This window comes from Ralstonia flatus (genome assembly GCF_958439105.1).
Taxonomy (GTDB): Bacteria; Pseudomonadota; Gammaproteobacteria; order Burkholderiales; family Burkholderiaceae; genus Ralstonia; species Ralstonia flatus.
Window position 1 is genome coordinate 69695 of record NZ_CAUDLI010000002.1, and the last position, 19839, is coordinate 89533.

16 protein-coding genes are annotated in these 19839 nt (G+C 65.6%); 14 read left to right on the forward strand and 2 right to left on the reverse strand.

The features are described 5' to 3' along the window. Positions 1-3 precede the first annotated feature (3 nt). Positions 4-1920 carry a sensor histidine kinase gene (locus tag R2676_RS04035; RefSeq protein WP_206273861.1) on the forward strand — a complete coding sequence of 639 codons (1917 nt, stop codon included), beginning with the start codon at positions 4-6 and terminating at the stop codon, positions 1918-1920. After that, complete coding sequence (locus R2676_RS04040) at positions 1917-3275, forward strand: sigma-54-dependent transcriptional regulator (protein ID WP_206273862.1); 1359 nt, start codon at positions 1917-1919, stop codon at positions 3273-3275. The genes R2676_RS04035 and R2676_RS04040 overlap by 4 nt, the downstream gene beginning before the upstream one ends. Here the strand turns inward: R2676_RS04040 and R2676_RS04045 are convergent. Beyond that, a complete protein-coding gene (locus tag R2676_RS04045) occupies positions 3272-4072 on the reverse strand; it encodes a YhfC family intramembrane metalloprotease (RefSeq protein WP_206273863.1) in 801 nt (266 codons plus the stop codon). The genes R2676_RS04040 and R2676_RS04045 overlap by 4 nt on opposite strands. 129 nt (positions 4073-4201) lie before the next feature. Between R2676_RS04045 and R2676_RS04050 the strand changes: the two genes are divergently transcribed. From R2676_RS04050 to R2676_RS04080, 7 genes are all read left to right on the forward strand, one after another. Beyond that, the gene (locus tag R2676_RS04050) at positions 4202-4642 is read left to right on the forward strand and encodes a surface-adhesin E family protein (protein ID WP_206273864.1); all 441 of its coding nucleotides are present in this window, start codon (positions 4202-4204) and stop codon (positions 4640-4642) included. A 108-nt stretch (positions 4643-4750) separates the two neighbouring features. Beyond that, the gene (locus tag R2676_RS04055) at positions 4751-7432 is read left to right on the forward strand and encodes a diguanylate cyclase domain-containing protein (RefSeq protein WP_206273865.1); all 2682 of its coding nucleotides are present in this window, start codon (positions 4751-4753) and stop codon (positions 7430-7432) included. A gap of 446 nt (positions 7433-7878) precedes the next feature. Continuing rightward, positions 7879-9039, forward strand: coding sequence for an ABC transporter substrate-binding protein (locus R2676_RS04060; RefSeq protein WP_206273866.1), 1161 nt, complete (start codon positions 7879-7881; stop codon positions 9037-9039). A gap of 130 nt (positions 9040-9169) precedes the next feature. Then, positions 9170-10051, forward strand: a complete 882-nt coding sequence (locus R2676_RS04065; RefSeq protein ID WP_009240220.1) for a branched-chain amino acid ABC transporter permease — start codon at positions 9170-9172, stop codon at positions 10049-10051. Positions 10052-10061: 10 nt separating this feature from the next. Next, positions 10062-10970 carry a branched-chain amino acid ABC transporter permease gene (locus tag R2676_RS04070; protein ID WP_206273867.1) on the forward strand — a complete coding sequence of 303 codons (909 nt, stop codon included), beginning with the start codon at positions 10062-10064 and terminating at the stop codon, positions 10968-10970. Between the two features lie 7 nt (positions 10971-10977). Next, positions 10978-11775 carry an ABC transporter ATP-binding protein gene (locus tag R2676_RS04075; RefSeq protein ID WP_206273994.1) on the forward strand — a complete coding sequence of 266 codons (798 nt, stop codon included), beginning with the start codon at positions 10978-10980 and terminating at the stop codon, positions 11773-11775. After that, positions 11772-12497 carry an ABC transporter ATP-binding protein gene (locus R2676_RS04080; protein ID WP_004632384.1) on the forward strand — a complete coding sequence of 242 codons (726 nt, stop codon included), beginning with the start codon at positions 11772-11774 and terminating at the stop codon, positions 12495-12497. The genes R2676_RS04075 and R2676_RS04080 overlap by 4 nt, the downstream gene beginning before the upstream one ends. 108 nt (positions 12498-12605) lie before the next feature. Here the strand turns inward: R2676_RS04080 and R2676_RS04085 are convergent, their stop codons facing one another. Further along, positions 12606-13478, reverse strand: coding sequence for a LysR family transcriptional regulator (locus R2676_RS04085; RefSeq protein WP_206273995.1), 873 nt, complete (start codon positions 13476-13478; stop codon positions 12606-12608). Between the two features lie 204 nt (positions 13479-13682). Here R2676_RS04085 and R2676_RS04090 point away from each other — a divergent pair, with 204 nt between their 5' ends. The 5 genes from R2676_RS04090 to R2676_RS04110 all read left to right on the forward strand — a co-directional run bounded on the left by R2676_RS04090 (position 13683) and on the right by R2676_RS04110 (position 19830). Next, on the forward strand, positions 13683-14681 hold the full coding sequence (locus tag R2676_RS04090) for a quinone oxidoreductase family protein (protein WP_206273868.1): 999 nt from the start codon (positions 13683-13685) through the stop codon (positions 14679-14681). A gap of 127 nt (positions 14682-14808) precedes the next feature. Then, entirely contained in the window at positions 14809-15126 is a 318-nt protein-coding gene (locus R2676_RS04095) for a YciI family protein (protein ID WP_206273869.1), read from the forward strand. Between the two features lie 52 nt (positions 15127-15178). Next, the gene (locus tag R2676_RS04100) at positions 15179-16582 is read left to right on the forward strand and encodes a ClcB-like voltage-gated chloride channel protein (protein WP_206273870.1); all 1404 of its coding nucleotides are present in this window, start codon (positions 15179-15181) and stop codon (positions 16580-16582) included. Positions 16583-16866: 284 nt separating this feature from the next. Then, positions 16867-19095: a TonB-dependent receptor gene (locus R2676_RS04105; protein WP_206273871.1), complete on the forward strand. Its 2229-nt coding sequence runs from the start codon at positions 16867-16869 to the stop codon at positions 19093-19095. A 48-nt stretch (positions 19096-19143) separates the two neighbouring features. Further along, positions 19144-19830: a Fe2+-dependent dioxygenase gene (locus R2676_RS04110; RefSeq protein ID WP_027679602.1), complete on the forward strand. Its 687-nt coding sequence runs from the start codon at positions 19144-19146 to the stop codon at positions 19828-19830. Positions 19831-19839 lie beyond the last annotated feature (9 nt).

Consider the following 19839-nt stretch of genomic DNA (forward strand, 5'->3'; position numbering starts at 1 on the left):
CCCATGTCGCCAACCGACGGCCACGCCGACCTTGCCCCACCCGCACGCGGGCGAGGCTGGCGCGTGGCCGTCGCGCTGGCCATGGTGGCGTGCTGCGCAGCGGCGGGGTGGGGCGCTTACGCCATCGCCCTGCAACGCTACGTTGCCACGCGCGCCGAAGAGGCCGGCCAGCGCACGACCTTCTACGCGCAGAACCTGCGCAGCACGCTGGCGCGCTATGAGTCGTTGCCAAGGCTGGCTGCGTTGGAGCACGTGCTGCACGTCGCGCTTTTAGAGAACCCCGAGGCCGGCGACGCCGTTCCGCGCCGTGCGGCCAACGCCTATCTGAAAGAAGTCCAGGCGGCCACCGACCTGGCCGCCGCTCACCTGATCAATAAGACGGGTCTCACGATTGCCGCCAGCAACTGGGACTTGCCCACCTCGTTCGTCGGCCAGAACTACGCATTCCGCCCGTACTTTGTCGAAGCCATGCGTGAAGGGCTGGGTCGCTTCTACGGCGTCGGCAACACCACGGGCGAGACCGGCTATTTCGTTGCCGCGCCCGTGCGCGAAGGCAACACGCCGATCGGCGTGGTGGTCGTGAAAGTCAACCTCGATGCGTTCGAGGCCACGTTGTCGCGCAGCGGCGATACGGTGCTGCTGGTGGATCGCCACGGGGTGATCTTCCTGTCGTCCGTACCTGAATGGAAATACCGCACGCTCGGCACCTTGAACGCGGACCAGCGCGCCGCACTCGACGCGACGCGCCAATACGCGCCGCATATCCTCACGCCGCTCGGCATGAGCGACGGGCAAGGCGCGAGCGTACCCTTTTCTGCGGACCAGCCGCCGCAGACTGTGCGCGTGGCGTTGCCCGGAAAATCGGTATCGACACTGCGTGTGCAGTACCGCCCGGTGGGCCTGCTCGGCTGGCAGGTCGCCGTGCTGATCGACCCGCGCGACGAGCAGCGCACTGCGCTCGTGGCCGGGGCGAGCGCGGCGTTTGCGATGGCGCTCATCTTTGCCGTGCTCGTCGCTTTGCGTTTGCGTCAGCGTCGGCGCGAAGAGCAGCACCGCGCGCGCGCCGCCCTGCGCGAAGTCCAGCGCGACCTGGAAGCGCGCATCGCCCAGCGCACCGCCGAGTTGACGTCCGCCAACACCGCGCTCGCCGGCAAGGTCGAGGCGCTCGACGCTGCGCAACGCATCCTGCGCGAAACGCGCGATGCCGCCGTGCAGGCCGGCAAGCTCGCCGTGCTCGGCCAGATGGCCGCCGGTATCACGCACGAACTCAACCAGCCGCTCACCGCGCTCACCACGCTGTCCGACAACGCCAACCAGCTTGCCGAGCGCGGCCGCATCGACGAGGTGCGCGGCAACCTCACGCACATCAGCCAACTTGCCGAACGCATGGGGCGCATCGTTTCACACATCAAGGCCTTCTCGCGCAAGGGCGATGCGGCACGCGCAGCGGTGTCGGTGGACGAAGCCATCCGCCAGGCGCTGATGCTGATCGAGACGCGTCGCCGGCAGGCCGGCGTGACCGTGGTGATCGAGCCGGCGCCGGCAGACCTTGCTGTCTGGGCCAATGCGGTGCGGCTCGAGCAGGTGCTCGTCAACCTCATCCGCAACGCCATCGACGCCACCGCCGAGGCGCCCGCAGCCGAATCGGCGATCGTGCGCGTGCGTGTCGAGCCCGTCGAGAAATGGGTACGCATCACCGTGCGCGACTGCGGCCCGGGCATTCCCGCCGATGTATTGCCGCGTCTGTTTGAGCCGTTCTTCACCACCAAGGACGATGGTCAGGGCTTGGGGCTCGGACTGGCGATTTCACTGGCGATCATCGAAGACTTTGGCGGCCGGCTCGAAGGTCGCAATGCCCACGACGGCACGCCGGGCGCAGAATTCATCATCGAGCTTGAACGCGTTGTGAAACCCACATGACTGAACACGGCACGCCCGATCCTTCCCCCATCGACCACGCGCCCGTCTTCCTGATCGAAGACGATGATGTCGTGCGCCTGGGCTGCGAGCAGGCACTCTCTCTGGCCGATGTGCCGGTGCAGTCCTTTGCCGATGCCGAGAGTGCGCTGGCTGCGCTTGCCACGCAAACGCCGGCCGTGGTCGTCACCGACGTGCGCCTGCCCGGGCGCGACGGCCTGGCCGTGCTGCGCGAAATGCTGCAGCACGACCGCCAGTTGCCGGTCATTCTCATCACCGGTCATGGCGATGTGACGATGGCGGTGGCGGCCATGCGCGCCGGCGCCTACGACTTCATGGAGAAGCCGTTCCACTCCGAGCGCCTCGTCGATGTGGTGCGGCGCGCGTTGGAAAAACGCCGGCTCACGTCCGAAAACCTGCGTCTGCGCGAAGCGCTGCAGGGCCGGCAGGCGTACCCGTTGATCGGCCAGAGCGCCGTCATGCAGAACGTCCGCCGGCTCGTCACCGCACTGGCACCGACCGATGCGGACATCCTCGTTACGGGCGAGACCGGCTCGGGCAAGGAAGTGCTCGCGCGCGCCATTCACGAAGGCAGCCGACGTCGCGGCCCGTTCGTCGCACTCAACTGCGCGGCCTTGCCCGAATCCGTGTTCGAGAGCGAGATGTTCGGCCACGAAGCCGGCGCTTTCACGGGCGCCAATCGCCGCCGCATCGGCAAGATGGAATACGCCGATGGCGGCACGCTGTTCCTGGATGAAATCGAATCGATGCCGCTGGCACTGCAGGCCAAGCTGCTGCGCGCGCTGCAGGAACGCAGCATCGAGCGGCTGGGCAGCAACGCCAGCGTGCCCGTCAATTGCCGTGTGGTGGCCGCTGCCAAGGTCGACTTGAAGGAGGCATCCGATCACGGCCAGTTCCGTGCGGACCTGTATTACCGCTTGAATGTCGTATCGATTGCGCTGCCTGCGCTACGTCAGCGTGCGGAAGACATTCCCCTGCTGATGGCGCACTTTCTGCAACAGGCCGCAGTGCGCTACGAGCGCCCCGCGCCCGACTGGTCTGCGCAGGACATGATGCGCTGGCAGCACCACGACTGGCCCGGCAACGTGCGTGAACTGAAGAACGTGGCCGAGCGTTTTTGCCTCGGATTGGACGATGGTCTGGTGGCGTCCGAAGCGAGCCAGCATTCCCTGGCCGGACGCATGATGGCAGTCGAACGCGCCACCATCGAAGACGCGCTGCGCGCCACGGAGGGGAACGTGGCCCGCGCGGCGGATTTGCTGGCGGTGCCGCGCAAGACGCTGTACGACAAGCTCAACCGGCACGGCATCGAGCCGGAGCGGTTCCGCAGCAGTTAGCGCAGCGAAGATTCGCCGATCTTGCGGCCGCCCTGCGGGGGCCAGCACGTTGCTGCCAGCAGCACGGCGGCCACCGCGTAGATCGCCTCGGTCACCGCCAGGGGCAACACATGCACCTGGTACAGCGCAGCCGGCAAGTCCGCCAGCGCATGCAGCAGGACCGCCAGCACGACGATCACAAAACGCCGCTGGCGCACCGCGTGCCACACCACCAGCGTGAGCGTGAACTGGATCAGTATCGCCGCAACGCGCTCGCTGATCGCACCGAGCGCGAGCCACGGCGAGAGCTGCGCCAGCATGGCGTGAATCGTCCCCGTCATGGCCTCGGCACCGCTGGCCGCGAGGCGCGATTCCAGCTCGCCCCGGTTGGCGGCAATGCCGAACATCACCATCTGCGCCTGGGATGCCGCACCGACCAGCCAGGCCTCGATGCCGGCGTGCCCGAGCGCGTAGGCCACGGGTGTCGCGGCGCCTCCGGGCTTGCGCACGAGAAAGCGCAGGCCGAGCCAGCGGCCGCTTTCCTCGAACACACCGGCCATCAGCGCGCCGTAGATGACGAACAGCGCGGGCATGCGCAGCCAATGCGCCGTCGTCGGATTGAGTTGCAGCAGATACAGGTGCAGCGTGCGCTCCAACACCAGCGCAAAGACGACGAACACGGCTGCGCCCACACCGATGTCGCGCCACGCCAGGTCGAAGCGCCGCCGCAGCCAGAACCACGCGACGACCGGCACGCTGGCGATCAGCAAGGCCGCGGCAGCGTGGGAAACGAGGGCAGACAAGGCAACGGTGGGCATGGCGGATGGCGGTTGGCGGTTGGAGCGGTCGAATTGGGCCGCATGCTACCCGAGGGGCAGGCGTGAGTCTTGCGGATCGATTGTTACAATACGTGCCTGCGGCAGCAGTGCCGCTTCTTGGCTTTTGATATGGCAGGACGGACGGTCGTGAAACGCATGATGTGGCGGTGGATCTGGATATGTGGTGTCGGCGTCGGCGCTTTCGGCATGGCGGCGTCTGCCCAGGCCGCACGCTGGCACGAGTACCTGACGACCACCTCCGTTGTGGCTTCCATCGACCGCACGTCGCTGCGTTCCAGCCGCACAGGTCACAAGACGTTTTTGGCGCGCACCGTGCTCAAGCGCAGCGAACGCCGCGCCCACGGCGCCCGCTACCGGCCCGGCACGGTCATCCTGTCGCGCCAGGAGATCGACTGCCACCGCCAGCGCATTCGCCTGGTCGACTACGTCGTCCGTGGTCCGGACGGCGCCACGCTCGATAGCGACACCGCAGCCGGCGCACACTGGATGCGCATCCGCTCCGGGACGCTGGCGGCGCGCTCGGCCGCTTACGTCTGCGGCCGCCGCTAGACGCCACGGCGGCTCGACAACGAGCGGCGGGCGGCGCACTATGGTGTCTGCCCTCCAACTACAACAAGACGCCGGCCGCGAGGGGCGCCGGTGCCAGCCGACCGTCCGATGAAACTGACCCTGAAGTCGCAGGCGGCCATCATGGCGACCGTCATCAGCGTGACGGTGGTGAGCCTGTTCGGCTGGTCGCAGCGCGAGCCGATCCGCCGCGAGGTGATGGCGCAGATCAAGGTGCAGCAGACGGCCCTCGTCAAAGAAGCGGCGGAAGACCTCAAGCAGCGGCTGGACACGTATCTCGGCGTGCTCGAGCGCACCGCGCAGCAGATGCGCACCGTGCAGTTCAACACCCCGGCGGAGGAAGCCGCGTTCTACCAGTCCATCCAGCCGACCAGCGGCCTCTTCGACGGCGTGTTCCTGGCCTCGGCCGACGGCAAGGTGACGACGACTTCGACGCGCCGCGCGAGCGTGGTCGGCATCGACATTTCGGATCGGGACTACTTCAGGCAGGTCATGGTGGTCGATCAGCCGACCATCTCCGCACCGCTTCGCAACCGCGTGGGCGGCGAGCCCATCGTCATCATGGCGGCGCCCGTGCATGATCGGGACGGCAATCTCGTCGGGCTGATCGGCGCGTCGCTGTACCTGCTCAAGCCGAACTTTCTGGGCGATCTGCGCGACATGCGGGTGGGCCAGACGGGCCATGTCTATCTGGCCACGCGAGGTGAGAACCCCGTCTATATCGTCCACCCCGAGGCCGACAAGACGCTTGCACCGCTCGATGCCGATCCAGGGGTGGCCGCAGCCTTCCGCGCGGACCCCGATGCGCTGCCTGAGCGCGGCGACGACGTGGTCACCACGCAAGACATCATCGCCGCCGGCTGGACGCTCGCTGCCGTGTTGCCCGGCGCCGAGGCCAACCGGCAACTCTTCCTCATGCGCCAGCGCTTCCGCTGGTCGCTGCTGGTGCTGGCGGCGTTGATCGGCGTGTCGGTGTGGGCGGCGATGCTGTGGCTGCTGCGCCCGCTCGGCCGGCTGCATGCCGCCATGACGCAGCTCTCCGCCACGGACTTGCGCAATGCGCCGCCGCTCGAGCGGCTCGGTGCTTCAGCCGAAATCGACGCCGTGTCGACGGCGTTCCACAGGCTGATGGGCGAGGTCGTCCGGCAGCGCGCAGAACTGGAAGCCGTGAACGACGCCTCCCCGCTCGGGCTGTTTCGCTCGGATGCGGACGGCCGGACCGTCTATACCAACGAGGCGTATCGCCGCCTGCTCGGCGCCACGCACGAAGAGGCGCTGGCCGACGTATGGCTTGCGCGCCTGCATCCAGACGACCGCGATGCCATCATGGCCGGCTGGCGCGATGCGGTCGCGCGCGGGGCCGGCTACCACGCCGAGCAGCGCGTGATCGTGCCGGGCCTCGGCGAGCGCTTGCTCGTTGTTACGACGGCACCGGTGCGGGTGGATGGCGAGGTGGTCGGCCACGTCGGCGCCATGGAAGACATCACCGTCCGGGCGCGTGCGCAACAGGCGTCGCGCGTGCTCACCAAGATCCTCGATTCGACCACCGACTTTGTCGCGCAGAGCGACATCCAGGGCAACGTCACGTACATGAATCCGGCCGGCCGCCGCTTCGCCGGCATCCCGCTGGACGCCAATCTCGAAGGCCTGACCGTTGCCGATTTCTACCCGCCCGAGACGATGGGCTGGCTGCGCGAGGTGGCCGTGCCGGCAGCTGCGCGCGATGGCGTCTGGATTGGCGAAACCACTGTGCGTGGGGCCGAAGGTCAGGTCGTCCCGATCAACCACATGATCATCGCGCACCGCAATCCGGCCGGGCATATGGAGTACTTCTCGTCCGTCATGCGCGACATCACGCAGGACAAGGCCGCCAAGGAAGCACTGCAGCGCAGCCGCGAAACGCTGCAGACCGTGACGGATGCGCTGCCGGCGCTGGTGGCCTTCATCGACACCGAGGAGCGCTTCCGCTTCCTGAATGCCGCCTACGAGAAAGCGTACGGACGCTCAGCCGCGAGCATGCTCGGACAGACGTTGCGTGAAGTCGTGGGTGACGACGCTTACAGCCTCCTTCGTGATGCGTTGCGGCGCGCGCTGGGCGGCGAGACGATGGTCTTCGAGCGCGAACTCCGCGGCCGCGACCTGTACCGCTGCGAAGAGGTCAGCTACCTTCCGCAGTTCGACGCGCAAGGCCGCGTGGCCGGCGTGCATTCGGTCACGCTCGACATCACGGAGCGCAAGAAACAGGAGCTGCGCCTGCGCGCGCTGACGACCACCGACCACCTCACCGGCCTGGCCAACCGAGCCGGCTTTGAAGAGCGTTTGCTGGCGGCGCTCGACCAGGCGCGTGTGACCGGATCCACCGGCGCGCTGCTGCTGGTCGACCTCGACGGCTTCAAGGTCGTCAACGACACGCACGGACATGCCGTTGGCGATGCGCTGCTGCGGACCTTCGCACAGCGCCTGGCGCGTGCCGTGCGCCCGTACGACGGCGTGGCGCGCTTTGGCGGCGACGAGTTCGCCGTCATCCTGGAGCACCTGTCGCTCCCGGACGACGCAAAGACGGTTGCGGGCAATATCCTCTCGGCATGCAACAAGCCGTTTCGCTTGCGTGAGGCGATGGTGCAGGTCGGTGCGAGCATCGGGATCGCGACTTTCGACGCGCGCACGTTGGCGCAAAGCGCCGTCTTCGAAGCCGCCGACGAGGCGCTGTATGAAGCCAAATCGCGCGGCAAGGGATTGTTTGTCAGTGCCGACGAGCTGTCGACGGGCTGATTTCGCAGCGCCGCACGGCACGCAGAAACGGGTACGCTCGGCGCCGATCCGACGGTATTGCGCATGCAATATTGCAACGCAACATCGGCCCCCCAGGCCGGGCGGCGGACAATCCCCTATCGCACGGTCGTGCGCTTTCCGGTAAAGTCCCGCGACTGACTGCACGCGCCGGCCACCCCGGCGCGTCGCACAAGAGCGCTGCACCCATGGCGCCTTCGCTTCACACTCCGACGCACTTTCGGTGCGCGCATGCCCGATCCGGCATCGCTCGCCCGGCAGGTCTACCGCCGTTTCGCCAACGTTGTCATGCGTGGCGCGAAACCCGGCAGGCGAGCGTCCGGACGCGATGCAGGGCGCATGCGGGGGAGCGACGGTGTTGGGCCAGCGCATCTTCGAGACGCATCGCATTCAAGCAATCGCGACGGACAAACAAGGAGCAGGTTCGCATGCAAAAAACGATCAAACGGCTGCTGTTGACGGCAGTGGCTGCGGGGGCGGCAATCGCAACGGGCACGACATTCGCGGCCCAGGACATCAAGATCGGTGTGGCAGAAGCGCTGTCGGGCGGTGCAGCCCAATACGGCGTGGCGATCCGCAACGGCTTCCAGCTGGCGGCTGATGAGATCAACGCTGCAGGCGGCATCAACGGCAGCAAGATCGCGCTGGTGATCGAAGACGAGCAGGGCAAGAAGGAAGAGGCCATCAACGTCTTCAAGAAGCTGATCTTCCAGGACAAGGTGGCGATGGTGTTCGGCCCCACGCTGTCCAACTCGGCCCAGGCGGCTGACCCGATCGCGCAGGCTGCCAAGACGGTGGCCTTTGGCACCTCCAACACCGCAGACGGCATCACCAGCATCGGCGATTTCGTCTTCCGCAATTCCGTGACCGAAGCCGATGTGCTGCCGGCCACCATCCAGACCGTTGTGAAGAAGGCCGGCGTGAAGAAGGTGGCCGTGCTGTACGGCAACGACGACGTCTTCACCAAGAGCGGCTACGACAACTTCAAGAAGGCGCTCGAAGACCTGAAGATTCCGGTCACGACCACCGAGACCTTCGCCAAGGGCGACGTGGACTTCAAGGCCCAGCTCACCAAGATCAAGGCGACGAACCCGGATGCGATCGTGCTGTCGGCGCTCATTGCCGAAGGCGGTCCGATCATGGTGCAGGCGCGCCAGCTTGGCCTGAACGTGCCGGTCATCGGCGGCAACGGCATGAACTCGGTCAAGGTGTTCGACCTGGCCAAGGACAAGTCCGACAACCTGTGGGTGGGCAGCCCGTGGTCGATCGAGAACCACACGCCCGAGAACAGCAAGTTCATCACCGCCTACACCACCAAGTACAAGGCAGCGCCGGATCAGTTTGCGGCGCAGGCGTATGACGCCATGTACATCGCGAGCAAGGCGCTGAAGACGGTCAAGTTCAGCGGCAACCTGGAAGCCGACCGCAAGGCGATTCGCGATGCACTGCCGGCAGTCAAGCACACCGGCGCGACGGGCGCGTTTGCCTTCCGCCAGGTCACCGCGCGTGGCAAGCCGGCCGGCTACGACGCCGTGCAGACGCCGATCGTGAGCGTGACCAAGAACGGCAAGTACACAATCGAGAAGTAATCTTCGGTTCTCGTTGAAACCCTTTGAACGAGACAGGCGGGGCGTAGCTAAACCTACGCCCCATCGCTTTTTTTGTGGCTGCACGGTGACTGCCTTGGTCACGTTCAGCCGCACCTCACTCTGATTCATCATGCTGGAACAGCAACTCGTCAATGCGCTGTCGCTCGGGTGCGTGTATGCGTTGTTCGCCCTGGGGTTCACGCTGGTTTTCGGCATCCTGGGCGTGATCAACCTGTCGCACGGCGCGGTCTTCATGCTCGGTGCCTATGCGGCGCTGCAGGTCGTTCTTCACTTCGAGCTGCCGCTCTGGGCGGCACTGGCCGTCGGCTTTGTCGTCAGCGGCGTGGCCGGCCTCATCATCGACGTGCTGCTGCTGCGCCCGCTGCGCCGCCGCAACGCGCCGCACCTGATCCCGATGATTGCCACCATCGGCGCGGGCATCGCGATCAACAACGCCATGCAGGGCGTGTTCGGGGCCGAAAACCTGCGCTTCCCGGCCGGGCTCGTCTCGGATGCCTCGCTGGATCTGGGCGGCATCCACCTCACCCCGCTGGAGCTGAGCATCATCGTGCTGTCGTTCGCACTGATGGCCGCGCTCATGCTGCTGCTCAAGCGCACGCAACTCGGCCGCGCGCTGCGCGCGATTGCGGAGTCGCCGAAAGCCGCGGCGCTGCTGGGCATCAATGTCGAAGGCCTGTTCCTGCTGACCTCGTTTGCAGCGGCTGCGCTGGGCGGGTTGTCGGGCGTGCTGATCGGCCTGTACTCCAACGCGGTCTTCCCGTTGATGGGCCAGCCGATGCTGCACAAGGGCATCGCGGTCATCATCCTGGGCGGCCTGGGCGATATTCGCGGCGCGATGCTGGGCGGCCTGTTCCTGGGGTTTGCCGAGGTGCTGTCGGTGGCCTACATCGGCTCGACCATGCGCGACGCGGTGGCGTTCGGTCTGCTGTTCCTGATCCTGCTGGTGCGGCCGCAAGGGCTGTTCGGCAAGGTGCTGGAACGCAAGGCCTAAGGAGACCGACATGGAATGGTTCGACAATTTCTGGTCGGTCTACAGCAACCTGGTGCTCACGCTGGGCATCAATGCATTGCTGGCGTTGTCCATTTACCTGACGCTGTCGTGCGGCTTGCTGGCGATGGCGAATGCGGCTTTCATGGGCATTGGCGCGTACACGGCGGCGCTGCTGACGATGAACGCCGAGATGCCGTTTTCCGTCGCGCTGCTGGGCGGCATGGCGGCGCCCGCCGTGGTGGCCGTGGTCATCGGGCGGCCGACGCTGCGTCTTTCGGGCGTGTATCTGGCCATGGCCACGCTGGGTTTCGGTGAGGTCGTGCGCGTGCTGATCCTGAACACCGAAAACTGGACCGGCGGCGCGCTGGGCCTGAACGGCATTCCGCAATTGACCGAGTGGTGGCATGTGGCGGTGGCCGTGTTGGCGACGCTGTTCGTGCTGGCACGCATGCGTCGCTCGAAGGTGGGCCGCGCATTCGAGGCCATCAAGGAAGACGAAACGGCTGCAGGGCTCATGGGCATCAACGTGGCCGGCACCAAGCTGTTGGCCTTCACGCTGGGTGCGGCCATCGCCGGGTTGGCCGGTGCACTGAATGCGCACCTCACGTTCTTCATCGGCCCGAACGAATTCGGCTTCGACCGCGGCGTCGAAATTCTGACGATGACGATCCTGGGCGGCACGAATGGCCTGACGGGGCCGGCGCTCGGCAGCCTGATCCTGTCGCTGCTGCCGGAGTTGCTGCGTGCGTTCAAGGATTTCCGCCTGGTCGTCAACGGCGTGATCCTGATGGTGATTGTGCTGTTCCTGCCCAAGGGCATCTGGGATCCGGCGCGTTTCGCGCGCTGGTTCGGCATCAAGCGCGGCGGCACCATGCCTGGCACGGGCGCCACCCCGGCTGCTTCCAATGAATCGCACTGAGGCCGCCATGCTGAAACTCACCTCCATTTCCAAGCGCTTTGGCGGCCTGTCGGTTTTGCAGGACGTCAACATTGAAGTGCCGCAAGGCAGCATCTTTGGCTTGATCGGCCCGAACGGCGCCGGCAAGACGACGGTGTTCAATCTGATCACGGGCCTGCTGGCACCCACCGGTGGCTCGCTCACGTTCAACGGCGATAACCTGGTCGGCAAGAAGCCGCACCAGATCACGCAGATGGGCATCGCTCGCACGTTCCAGAACATCCGCATCTTCAAGGAGATGACGCTGCTGGAGAACGTCGTGGTGGGCATGCACCGGCATCTGGACTACGGTGCGCCGGGCCTGCTGCTCTCGCTGCCAAAGTACCGCGCTGCCGAGCGGCGCGCGCGCGACCGTGCGCTTGAGCTGCTCTCGTGGGTCAAGCTCGACCACAAGGCGCATGACATTGCCGACAACCTCTCGTACGGCGACCAGCGCAAGCTCGAACTGGCGCGCGCGCTGGCGACCGAACCCAAGCTGCTGCTGCTCGACGAGCCCGTCGCCGGCATGAACACCGGCGAGAAGGTCGACCTGATGGCCGAGATCGAGAACATCAAGGCGCGCGGCTACACGATCTTCATGATCGAACACGACATGCGCTTCGTGATGGGCCTGTGCGAGCGTATTGCGGTGCTGAACTTCGGCCGCATCATCGCTGAAGGGCCGCCCGAAGCGATCCGCAACGATCCGCAAGTCATCGAGGCGTACCTGGGCCGCGATGACGACGATGACGCGAACGGCAATGCCGCGCAGAAGGAGACGGCATGACCACGTTGCTGGAAGTCAAAGGGCTGGACGTGTCGTACGGGCACATCGCAGCCGTGAAGGGCATCGACTTTGCGCTCAAGGCCGGCGAGATCACCTCGCTGGTGGGCGCAAACGGTGCGGGCAAATCGACCACGCTCCTGGCGCTCTCGGGCCTGATCCCGAAGTCGCAGGGTGACGTGCGGGGCCAGATCCTGTTCGAAGGCGAAGACGTTACGCAGTGGTCTGCCCACAAGCGTGTGGAACGCGGCATCGTGCAGGTGGCCGAAGGGCGCGCCACGCTCACCACGATGACCGTGCGTGAAAACCTGGAGCTGGGCGCCTACACGCGCAAGGACAAGGGCCAGATCGCCTCCGACCTGGAGCGCGTATTCCACCTGTTCCCGCGCCTGAAAGAGCGCATCGACGGTCTGGCCGGCAACCTGTCGGGCGGCGAGCAGCAGATGCTAGCCATCGGCCGCGCGCTGATGGCGCGCCCGCGCGTGCTGCTGCTGGATGAACCGTCGATGGGCCTCGCGCCGATCATCGTGCAGGAGATCTTCCGCATCCTGCGCACCATCAACGCCGAAGGCCTGACGATTTTCCTGGTCGAGCAGAACGTGCGCCAGGCGCTGAAGATCGCGCAACACGGCTACGTATTGGAAACCGGCGAGATCGTGTTGGCCGACAGCGGCAAAAACCTGTTGGGCAATCCGCGCGTGCTCGAAGCCTACCTGGGCGGCTGAGTGTTTCGAAGGCGCCTCGGCATGCAACATTGCCGAGGCGCAAGGACCGCATATCCATTGGGTTTGCGGTTCGTTTTCATCCAAAAGCGTACCCGTTTCTGCGTACGTTCAACTCCCCGCCAAAACGTGTCGCTGTGCCTCGAACAGCGCGATCAATGCGTCGGCCACGGCCCGCACGCGCGGCGATCGTCGAACGTCGGGGTGGATCACCAACCAGATTTCTCGATGCAGCGCCGGGTCGTCGACGGGCACGCGGCGCAAAGGCGTACCCGTTTCTGCGGGCGCACCGAGCAGGTGAGGCAGCGCCGCGACACCCAGTCCGGCCAGCGCCGCCTGGTGCATCGCGGCCAGATCGCTGCAGCGCAAGACCACGCGACGTTCGCCTGCGTAGTTGTCCAGCCAGCGCTGCTGCGGGACGTGACGCAGGTTTTCGTCGTAGCCGATGAATTCCCATTCGGATTCGGGGCGTGCGAGCACTTCTGCGGTGGCGTACAGACCGTAGCCGAGGTCGCCCAGCGGCCGTGTCGCGAGGGCTGATGACGTCGGGCGCGACAAGCGCACCGCCAGGTCGGCTTCGTGCGCCATCAGGTTGGCGTTGCGCTTTTCACCCAGCAGCACGAGGTCGATGCCGGGCCATTGACGGCGCAGCGTCGCCAGGTTGGGAGCGATGATGTGGCTGGCCACCGTGGGCGGCGCAGAGATGCGCACCGTCCCGCGCAAACTGCCCGCGCCTGCTGCGGCACGAGCAAAGCCGGCCGCTTCCTGCTCCATGCGTTCAGCGCGTTCGGCCAGCGCGTTGCCTTCGGCAGTCAGGCGCCAGCCGCGCGGCAGGCGGTCGAACAGGCGCACGCCCAGCGATTGCTCCAGTGCGTCTGCGCGCCGCGCCACCGTGGTGTGTTCCACCGCCAGTCGCCGCGCAGCAGCCGACAGGCTGCCCTCGCGCGCGAGCACGAGAAAGTAGCGCACGTCATCCCACTGCAACGAAGAAGAAGGTTCGGCCGCTGCCGCACGCGCCAAGGCACGCGCATTTTTTGGCCTACCTGGGCTTTTTTGCACAGAAGCTGATCTGTTTTTGTGAATTCCCGGGTGATTCTGAACGGATTACGCTTGTTTCACAACGTGACGAACGCAGTACCCGTCATCGAAGAATCCAAAAGCGTACCCATTTCTGCGAGGACTTTTGCCATGCATGCCAAGGTGATCCAACTCCGCGAACCCGGACCCGCATTGGGTTTGCGGCCCGCCAGCCTGATGTTGCCGCCGCCTGCGCCGAATGCGTTGACGGTGCGGCACACGGCCATCGGCGTGAACTTTGTCGACGTGTATCACCGTACCGGCTTGTATCCGGTGGCCGCGTTTCCGGCGGTGCTCGGAGTGGAGGCCGTCGGCGTGGTGGAAGCGATGGGTACGGAGGTGCGCGGCTTTGTGGTGGGCCAGCGCGTGGCGTGGGCTGGCCTGATGGACGGCGCGCCCGGCGGCTACGCCAGCCACCGCAACATCCCCGCACAGCGGGCGATTGCCTTGCCTCATGCGCTGGATGACGAAACCGTGGCGGCCACGTTGGTCCGCGGCATCACCGCGCACATGCTGCTCACGCGGGTACGGCAGGTGCGCGCCGGCGATACGCTGCTCGTGCATGCGGCAGCCGGTGGCCTGGGCGCGTTGCTGGTGCAGTGGGCCAAACGTCACGGGGCGCGCGTGATCGGCACGGTGGGCAGCGAAGCGAAGGCCGCCATCGCCATCGGCCACGGCGCGGACCACGTCGTGCTGCATCGCCAGCAAGATGTGCGCGAAGCCGTGCTCCAGCTCACCGGCGGGGAAGGCGTCGACTACGTGATCGACGGCATCGGCGGTGCCATGCTGCAGACCTCGTTGGCGGTGACGCGACCCTTCGGCATGGTGGCGAGCATCGGTCAGGCGGGCGATGTCGGCAACGCCCAGACGAATGCCGTCGATCTTGCAGCGCTTGGGCCATCGCGATCCATTGCGTTGGCGCGGCCGGGTGTCATCCGCTACATGGCCGATCTGTCGAACTACCGGACCGGGGTGCAGGCCGCCTTGCAGCGCATGCTCGATGGCGTGCGCGTGCCGGTGGGCGGTACCTACGCACTCGAAGACGCCGCTGCCGCACACACTGCACTGGAGGCCGGACAGACCGTCGGGGCGTTGCTCTTGCGCCCTTGAGAACCCTGCGCGGCGAAGGGTTTCCGCGCAAAGCGTACCCATTTCTGCGGGACACTGAGCGTGGTTGTTTCACGCCGCCGGGTCTCGCGTTTCGAAGGTGTTACCTCATCCCATAAGGAGCCATCGCATGCTGTACCTGATTCTTTTCAACTACACCGCACCGCTTGAAGCGCTCGATCGTGTGCTGCCTGCGCACCGCGCGCATCTGGACGCCCACTATGCGAGCGGCCACTTCCTGATGTCGGGGCCGTTCTTCCCGCGTGAAGGTGGTGGGATCCTGGCGCGTGCCGAATCCCGCGAAGAGGTCGACGCCATCGTCGCGCGCGATCCTTTCGTGATCGAAAACCTCGTGCAGGTGCGCGTCATTACGTGGGGGCCGAATCGTCGCAGCGCAGACACACCGCAGGCGTGGTTGCCAGACGCCGTGGTCGCAACGTCGGCTTAAAACCGTTGCGGCGCCGTCGCTATCATGTCGACCTGTCCTGATGTGAATCGACATGACCGACACGCCGCCGCCTCAACCGGATATGCCGCGCCAGCCATGGTGGCGGCGCGCGATTGCCCGACTGCCCTTCGGTCGCGAGCATCTGGTGTTCGTGATTGCCGGGCTGATCGGTTGCGCGGGCGCCTTGTCGACGATCCTGTTTCGCGAATGCCTGCGTCAACTGCAATGGTGGCTTTCGGGCACGGACCAAGGTTTGGTGGCCACGGCGCGGGCGCTGCCTTGGTGGGCGCGACTGCTGGTGCCGACCGTGGGTGGACTGCTGGCCGGCATCACTTTGCAAGTGGGCCTCAAGTGGATTCCGCGAAAAGGCGCTGAAGACTATATGGAAGCCATTGCCGTGGGCGATGGCGTGCTGAGCGCACGGCAGAGCTTGGTACGCAGTGCGTCGTCGTTGTGCTCGGTGGCCAGCGGCGCGTCGATCGGGCGAGAGGGGCCGATGGTGCAGCTGGCGGCAATGTGCGGCTCGCTGGTCGGCCGTGTGCTGCGGCACTGGACCGCCGTGCCAGTGGAGCAATTGCGTCTGCTGGTCGCCTGCGGCGCCGCTGCCGGCATCACGTCTGCCTACAACGCGCCTATCTCGGGTGCCGTGTTCGTCTGCGAAATCGTGTTTGGTGTCATCACCACGGCGACGCTCGGGCCGCTGCTGGTGGCGGCGGTCACCGCGGACATCGTCGTGCGCCAATTCTTCGGCTACGGGGCCGTGTACGAGATGCCGCACTTCGATTTCGTTTCCGGCTGGGAAGTGCTGACGTATCTGGGCCTGGGTCTGGCCGCGGGGATGGCGGGGCCGCTGCTGCTCGGTTTGATCGACCGTGCGCGCGATGCGTTTGCACGTACCAAGCTGCCGCTTACGTTGCGCCTGGCCGCCGGCGGGCTGATCGTCGGCGCGCTGTCCACGGGCGTGCCCGAGGTCTGGGGTAACGGCTACAGCGTGGTCAATGCGTTCCTGCACGAGCCGTGGCTGTGGCAGACGGTGGCGCTGGTGCTGATCTGCAAGGTGGTGGCGACGGCGTCGAGCGCAGGGTCGGGCGCCGTGGGCGGTGTGTTTACGCCCACGCTGTTTTGCGGCGCTGCATTGGGTTTGCTGTATGGCACAGGCATGCACGCGCTGCTGCCGGATGCGGCGCCGGTGCCGGTCAGTTACGCCGTGGTCGGCATGGGCGCGCTGCTGGCCGCCACCACGCATGCACCGCTCATGTCGATCCTGATGATCTTTGAGATGACGCTGTCGTACCAGGTCGTGCTGCCGCTCATGCTGGCCTGCATTACGGGCTATGTGACGGCCCATGCAGCAGGCGCGCCGTCCGTGTATGCGCGTGCGCTGGCGCGTAATCGTCAGGACACGGGCGACGATGCCGCACAGCTTCCATCGCCGTCAGACGGCACGCAGAAATAGGTACGCTTTAACGCTGATCGATCGCCCCATCATAAATACTCCCACGCGACAAGCTTGCCTTGTCAGCTAAATGGAAGCAAAAGCGATCGATAGATTGCTTTTTGGTGTGCGTTTTCGGGAACTTTTAGTCAATACTGCGACAATTTGTTGATATTGCGAATCGTTATCATTTATATTTGCGTCCGCAATACGTAGTGCGCTCTCGTGCACGGCGGTACGGACGCAGGAGGGCGTTCCGTCTCGGCTGGCACTCAATAGAAGAGCGCCGCCGGAGAAACCACGCAATGAACCGCCGCACGCCCGTCGCCAGCGCCCTGTTGGCTTTATTTGCCACGCCCACCGTCGCCCTTGCCCAGCAGGCCACGCTTGCGCAGGCACCCGCCACCGCCACGTTGCCGGAAGCCGTTGTCAAGGGCGCCGCCCCGCGCGACGACTACAACGCCGCCAAAAGCTCCATTTCCAAGCTGCCCGAGAACCTGCGCGATGTGCCGCAATCGGTGACGGTCGTGCCCAAGGCGCTGACTGACGCGCAAGGCGGCAGCTCGCTGGCCGATGCGTTGCGCAACGTGCCGGGCATCACCATCGGTGCGGCCGAAGGCGGGCAGATCGGCAACAACATCAACCTGAACGGTTTTTCTGCACGTACCGACATCTACCTCGACGGCTTCCGGGATCGCGGCCAGTACTACCGCGACCTGTTTGCCCTCGATTCGGTGGAAGTGTTGATGGGTCCGTCGTCGATGCTGTTCGGCCGCGGTTCGACGGGCGGTGTCATCAACCAGGTGACGAAGAAGCCGAAGCTGAAGGCCGCGACGGAAATCACCGGTTCGGTCACCACCAACGGCCTGGTGCGTGCCACCGCCGACGTCAACACGCCGACGTCGGACACTTCGGCCTTCCGCATCGCCGCGATGGCGCAGAACGGCAAGACGAGCACGCGCGACGAGATGACCGCGCAGGATTTCGGCATCGCCCCGTCGTGGCGTTTCGGCATCGGCACACCGACCGAGGTGACGCTGTCCGCGCTGCTGCAGCACAACCGCGACATGCCCGATTACGGCCTGCCGAACCTCAACGGCCACCCGGTCAACGTCAGCCCCAAGACGTACTACGGCTACACCGACGACCGCACCACGCAAGATGTGGCGTCGTTCTCGGCCAATATCGATCACAAGTTCTCGCCCAACCTGCGACTGCGCAACCAGACACAGTTCAACTACGTGCAGACCGACGCGCGCGAGACAGCGCCCAACGCGGTAGGTACGGTCAATTCGTCGGGCGTGTTCACGGCGCTGACCAACAGCAATCTGCCGCTTTCGGCGCTGTCGGTGCGCCTGCAAAGCCATGACCGCCGCATCCGTGATTACTCGTTGTTCAACCAGACCGAGCTGACGGCCAAGTTCGATACGGGTTCGGTCAAGCACACGCTGCTGGTCGGCACCGAGTTCGGCCACGACGGCTACGACAACCAGAATGACTATCGCAACGGTTCGTGCAACGGTACGCCGCTGGCGCAGTCGAGCATGACGAGCGGCTTTGTCTCGTGCGAGCCGCTGGTCAGCCCGAGCTACACCGCGTCGCCGTCGAGCACGCCGTCGAGCCTGGGCAACCTGCAGGGCGGTTCGGCCAACACGGTCGCGGCGTACTTGAACGATTCGATCGAATTCACCAAGCAATGGAAGGCCGTCGCGGGCCTGCGCTATGACCGCTACGTGGCGAGCATCTCGAACTCGCTGAATTCGGCGAACACGCCGGCGTCGGCCAAGATCACCGCGCTGCCGTACGCGCAGCAGACCGTCAACTTTATCAGCACACGCCTGGGCGGCATCTGGCAGCCGACGGACTGGCAGTCGTACTACGTGTCGTACGGCACGTCGTTCAACCCGTCATTGGAACAACTCGTGGGCACCACGGGCCAGCAGGGGTTGGACCCGGAGAAGAACAAGTCGTATGAGGCCGGCGGCAAGTGGGATCTGCTCAACGGCGACCTGTCGGTCAGCTCGGCGCTGTTCCAGATCACCAAGGACAACGCCCGCACGCAGATCGACAGCACGACGTACACCTCGGCCGGCAAGATCCGCGTGCGCGGTGCGCGCCTGGGTGCGACGGGCCACGTCACCGACAAGCTGCAGATCTTCGCGGGCTATACGTACCTGGACGCGCAGATCGTCAACGGCATCGCCGCAGGCACGCAGGGCATGACGCCGGCCAACACACCCAAGCACGCCGCGACGGTGTGGACGAGCTACGCCTTCCTGCCGAACTGGGAAGTGGGCGCAGGCGCGTTCTACATGTCGCAGCGCTACGCCAACAACACCGACACGGTGCAGGTGGGCGGCTTCGTGCGCTGGGATGCGATGCTGGCCTACCACCAGCCCAAATACGACGTCCGTCTGAACCTGTTCAACGTGTTCAACAAGACGTATTACGATGCCCTGATTCCGTCCGATGGCGGCCGCGCCGTGCCGGGCACCGGCCGTGCGGCGATGCTGTCGGTGGTGTATCGGATGTAATGGCTGGGGGATGGGCCCTCGGCCGCATCCCCGTTTTCTTCGAGCGCCATGCTTGTCTGCATTCCGAACGTCTTCAACGCCGCGCAGGTGGCTGCACTGCGCGATCTGCTCGACAACGCGGGCGACGCCTGGGTGGATGGCCGCGTGTCGGCCGGATATTCGGGGGCGCCGGTCAAGGTCAACCAGCAGATCGATGAGGGCGCGGAAGTGGCCCTGCAGTGCCAGCAGCTCATCCTGAGCGTGCTGGAGCGGCACCCGCGCTTCATCAGCGCGGCGTTGCCCAACGTGGTGTACCCGCCGATGTTCAACCGCTACGGCGAGGGCATGACTTTCGGCGCGCACGTCGATGGCAGTGTGCGCATCCACCCGCACAACGGCACAAAGCTGCGTACCGATATCTCGGCCACGCTGTTTCTGTCAGACCCCGCCAGCTATGACGGTGGCGAACTGCAGATCGAAGACACCTATGGCATGCACAGCGTCAAGCTCAATGCCGGTGACCTGGTGATCTATCCGGCAACGAGCCTGCATCAGGTGACGCCCATCACGCGCGGGGTGCGCGTGGCGAGCTTCTTCTGGATCCAGAGCCTGATTCGCGACGACGCGCAGCGCGCCATGCTGTTCGACCTGGACAACGCCATCCAGACGCTCAACCAGACCGATGCGGATGCCACCGCGCGTCGCACGCTGATCGGCGTGTATCACAACCTGATGCGGCAGTGGAGCGAGACCTGATCTGAGCGT